5 protein-coding genes and 1 pseudogene are annotated in these 3,901 nt (G+C 66.3%); 5 read left to right on the top strand and 1 reads right to left on the bottom strand.

From position 1 onward, the window contains the following. Window positions 1-249, top strand: a 249-nt coding sequence (locus tag B3446_RS04565) for an oligopeptide/dipeptide ABC transporter ATP-binding protein (protein ID WP_349680018.1), incomplete at its 5' end; no start/stop codon positions are given. A 554-nt stretch (window positions 250-803) separates the two neighbouring features. Here B3446_RS04565 and B3446_RS04560 read toward each other — a convergent pair. After that, on the bottom strand, window positions 804-1,457 hold the full coding sequence (locus B3446_RS04560; protein WP_291377997.1) for a LysE family translocator: 654 nt from the start codon (window positions 1,455-1,457) through the stop codon (window positions 804-806). Between the two features lie 182 nt (window positions 1,458-1,639). Between B3446_RS04560 and B3446_RS04555 the strand changes: the two genes are divergently transcribed. From B3446_RS04555 to B3446_RS04540, 4 genes and pseudogenes are all read left to right on the top strand, one after another. Next, on the top strand, window positions 1,640-2,176 hold the full coding sequence (locus B3446_RS04555) for a YaeQ family protein (protein WP_056570589.1): 537 nt from the start codon (window positions 1,640-1,642) through the stop codon (window positions 2,174-2,176). Between the two features lie 73 nt (window positions 2,177-2,249). Next, window positions 2,250-2,843 (top strand): TetR/AcrR family transcriptional regulator, encoded by a 594-nt coding sequence (locus B3446_RS04550; RefSeq protein WP_291377995.1) that lies wholly within the window; start codon window positions 2,250-2,252, stop codon window positions 2,841-2,843. Window positions 2,844-2,959: 116 nt separating this feature from the next. Then, window positions 2,960-3,652 (top strand): SDR family oxidoreductase, encoded by a 693-nt coding sequence (locus B3446_RS04545; protein ID WP_175185167.1) that lies wholly within the window; start codon window positions 2,960-2,962, stop codon window positions 3,650-3,652. A 19-nt stretch (window positions 3,653-3,671) separates the two neighbouring features. Then, window positions 3,672-3,901, top strand: a pseudogene (locus B3446_RS04540) (hypothetical protein); the annotation flags it as partial.

The raw sequence follows: 3,901 nt of genomic DNA, 5'->3' as shown, positions 1-3,901 counted from the left end.
TATCTGGGGCAGATCGTGGAGATCGGGCCTCGGCGGGCTATCTTCGAAAATCCGCAGCATCCTTATACGAAGAAGCTGATGGCGGCGGTGCCGATCGCGGATCCGCAGCGGCGGCATCGGGAGCGGTCGCTGCTGGTGGATGAGATTCCTAGTCCGATGCGCAAGATTGGGGATGAGCCGCTCGTGGAGCCGTTGGTTGCCGTGGGGGATGGGCATTTTGTGGCTCGGCATGCGATTGGGGTTTATTGAGGCGGCGGTTTTTGTTGCTGCTTCTGCCTTTGCTTGCGGCGGTCGGGGTTCTTAGGCCGCGGCCGGCGCCGTGCCGGGTGCGAGCGAGGGGCCACGATTGCGGTCCGGNNCGGAGCCTTCGCTCCGGACTTGCCTAGGCGGCCCCCCCCTGCGTCATCCTCGTTGGCGCCCTTCGGCGCCGGCCTTCGGATTCCCTTGGGCGCATCGACGCCCCTCGCTCGCACCCGTCCCGTCACCAGCCGCTCCGTTAATTGCTGGCGCTGGGTGGCGGGGCGAGTTGGGTTCTTGCGTTTTTGCCTCGGGCGGGGTGGGGCGAAGGTTTTGCGGGGTCGCCAAAATCGGCCGCGCGGGCGGCCTTCTTTGGCGTTTGGGTGTCTTGCGTCGTGATGATGACGCTGCGCGCTGGTGGCGGGGTGTTTGTCGTTAGACGCCTGTGCGCGCCCGCGCCGCTCTCAGGTGTCTGACACCCCCTACGAGATGGGCGTGGTATTGCAGCTGGCCTTCCCGGGTGTCTGACACCCATCGAAGCGCCAGCGTCGCTTCAAGCCTTTGAATCAGCGTTTCTCCAGCGCCAACCTCAACCCAAACGCAATAAACACCGCCCCGGTCACACGGTCCAGGCCGCGGGTGACGGCCGGGCGGGAAAGCCAGCGGGCCAGGGGCCGGGTGGCGGCGACCAGCAGGACAAACCAGAGCATGCCGACGATCGCGTGAACCGTGGCGAGCAGGAGGCTAAAGCGCATGACGTCCGTACCGGCGGGGATGAACTGCGGCAGGAACGTGATGTAGAAGACACCGACCTTCGGGTTCAGCGCGTTGGTAAGGCAGCCGCGCACGAACCAGCCGGTGGCGGTGGTGCTGGGGCGGGCCGGGGAAGCAAGAATGCCCGAGGGCGACGCCGCCGCGGTCTTTCGGCGGGAACGCGTGCTCCACAGCAGCTTGACGCCCAGATAGAACAGGTAGATCGCAGCGCAGATGCGCAAGGTGTCGTAAGCCAACGTGGACACGGCCAGCAGCGAGCCGAGTCCGAATGCCGCGATGGCGCCCCATAGCAGGCAGCCGGCGCTGATGCCCAATCCGGCCATGAGCGCGCGGCGGCTGCCTTCGACGGCGGCGGTGCGTAGCACCAGGGCGTTGTCCAGACCGGGCGTGATGGTGAGGATGGCGGCGGCCAGGGTGAAGGCTAGGAGGGCGGCTGTGGCGGTCATGGCGGGCGGGTCTTGAGGGCGTTGCCGGCTGGGGTTGCGGGCGCCCGGCAAGTGTAACGCCGGGCGCGGCGGTTGACTGCGATGAGGTCGGGGGCGCCGACTCGGCACAGCCGCCTTGACGCCCGCACCGCCCGGTTATCATGGCGGCCTTCCTGCAATTCGCTTTTGAACGGACTTACGCCATGGCCCTGCGCGCCACCATTTACAAGGCCGACCTGAACGTCGCCGATACCGATCGCCACTACTACGGCAGCCACGGGCTTACCGTGGCGCGTCATCCGTCCGAGACGGACGAGCGCATGATGGTGCGGCTCTTGGCGTTTGCGATGCACGCGCAGGAGGAACTGGCGTTCACGAAGGGGCTGAGCGATACCGACGAACCGGACTTGTGGGTGAAAGACCTGACCGGGGAGATCAAGCTGTGGATCGAAGTGGGCCAGCCTGAAGAGCGCCGGATTCTGCGTGCCTGTGGCCGCGCCGACGAGGTGATCGTGTATTGCTATGGCGGGTCGGCCAGCAAGATCTGGTGGGACGGGGTGCGCAATAAGCTGGAGCGCACGCGCAATCTGAAGGTGGTGAATCTGCCTTCGGAACAGTCGAAGGCGTTGGGCAAGCTGGCCGAGCGCACGATGCAGCTGAACGCCAATATCTCGGACGGCGTGGTGTATTTCTCGGCCGAAAAGGGCGAAGTGACCATCGAGCCGGAAGCTTGGCGCTAAAACGGGGCCGGGGCTTGCTCCCTGGAAGATTGCGGGCGTAATATGACGATCATCATATTTCGGTGTTGCGATCATGTCCGCCTCCCGCAAGGAACAATCCCACGAACGCATCGTTGATGCAGCCGCCCGCGCGATCCGGCGCGCGGGGTATTCGGGGGTGGGTGTCGCGGACGTCATGAAAGAAGCCGGGCTGACGCACGGCGGCTTCTATGCGCATTTCCCGTCGCGCGATGCGCTGCTGGCGGCGGCGATGGAGCGTGCGGGGCAGGATGGCGCGGCGCGGTTGTCTCAGAGCATGGCGCGGCGCCGCGCCGACGGCGCCAGTCCGTTGCGCGCCTGGGTGGAAGCCTATCTCAGTGATGCGCATCTGACCGGCTGCGAACGGGGGTGCCCCGTGGCGGCGTTGGCGTCAGAGATTCCCCGCCAGTCGGACGACGTGCGCGAAGCGGCGGCCGGACGGGTGCAGCGGTTGCTGGAAGCGGTGCAACAGGTGCTGCCGGCTCAGACGGGTGAACACGCAGCGGCGGCGGTGCTCAGTACGTTGGTGGGCGCATTGCAGCTGGCGCGGGCTTTGGGCGATAACCCGAGCGGTCGCGCAGTCCTGGCGTCTGCCCGCCACGCCGTTCTTGAGCAGTACGACCACAAGGGCGCCGCAGTCTCTCACTGAATGTTTTTTCTGGCCGCGTTGCGCGGCCATTTTGCTGTCCTGAAATATGATGGTCATCATATTTAGTCGTGCCGAAGCTGACTCATCCCCACACAACACTTTTAGGAATACCGATCATGGAACTCAAGAACGCCGTTGTTTTCATCACCGGGGCCAATCGCGGCCTGGGTCTGACTTTTGCCCGCGAGGCGCTGGCCCGCGGCGCCCGCAAGGTGTACGCCGCCGCGCGTGATCCGTCTTCCATCACGCTGGAAGGCGTGGTGCCGGTCAAGCTGGACGTGACGCGCGCAGAAGATGTGGCGGCTGCGGCGGAGTTGGCTAAGGACGTGACGCTGGTGATCAACAACGCTGGGATCGCGGACTTCGGCGGGTTTCTGACGCCGGGCAGCGTGGAGTCGGCGCGTCGGCATCTGGACGTGAACCTGTTTGGGCCGCTGCTGGTGTCGCAGGCGTTTGCGCCGGTGCTGGGTGCGAATGGCGGCGGGGCGATCCTGAATGTCCTGTCGATCGCGAGCTGGGTGAACAACCCGGTGCTGGGGGTGTACGGGATGAGCAAGTCAGCGGCCTGGGCGCTGACGAACGGGCTGCGCCAGGAGCTGCGGGGCCAGAACACGCAAGTGCTCGGGCTGCACATGGGATTCGTGGACACCGACCTGACCAAGGGCATCGATGCACCCAAATCCACGCCGCAGGTCATCGTGAGCCAGGCGTTTGATGCGCTGGAAGCCGGCGAGGTTGAAGTGCTGGCCGACGAGCGGACCCGCCAGGTCAAGCAGGGGCTGACCGCCACCCCGTCGGTCTATCTGTAAGCGCGAGGGCCACGCCGACATGCGTAACCACTCCACTTCAGCCGGCGCTTCCGAAGCAGGCTTGGGCGCCGCATTGGACGGTCCAGCCTTGCGAGCTGACGCCGATAACGCCGGTGCGGCCGCCGCAACCGGCCCCGTCCCAGCGGCCGAGCCCGGGCACGCCGCAACCGGCCCCGGCACGGCGGCCGCGTCCGGCCACGCCGCCAGCGCCCCCCCGGCGTCCCCCCTGCCCATCTTCTGGATCGCCAG

Source organism: Achromobacter sp. UBA5777 (assembly GCF_002418565.1).
In the GTDB taxonomy this organism is placed as follows: domain Bacteria; phylum Pseudomonadota; class Gammaproteobacteria; order Burkholderiales; family Burkholderiaceae_B; genus Achromobacter; species Achromobacter animicus.
The sequence above is the reverse complement of the archived record's forward strand: the minus strand, read 5'-3'. Positions and strand labels throughout refer to the sequence as shown.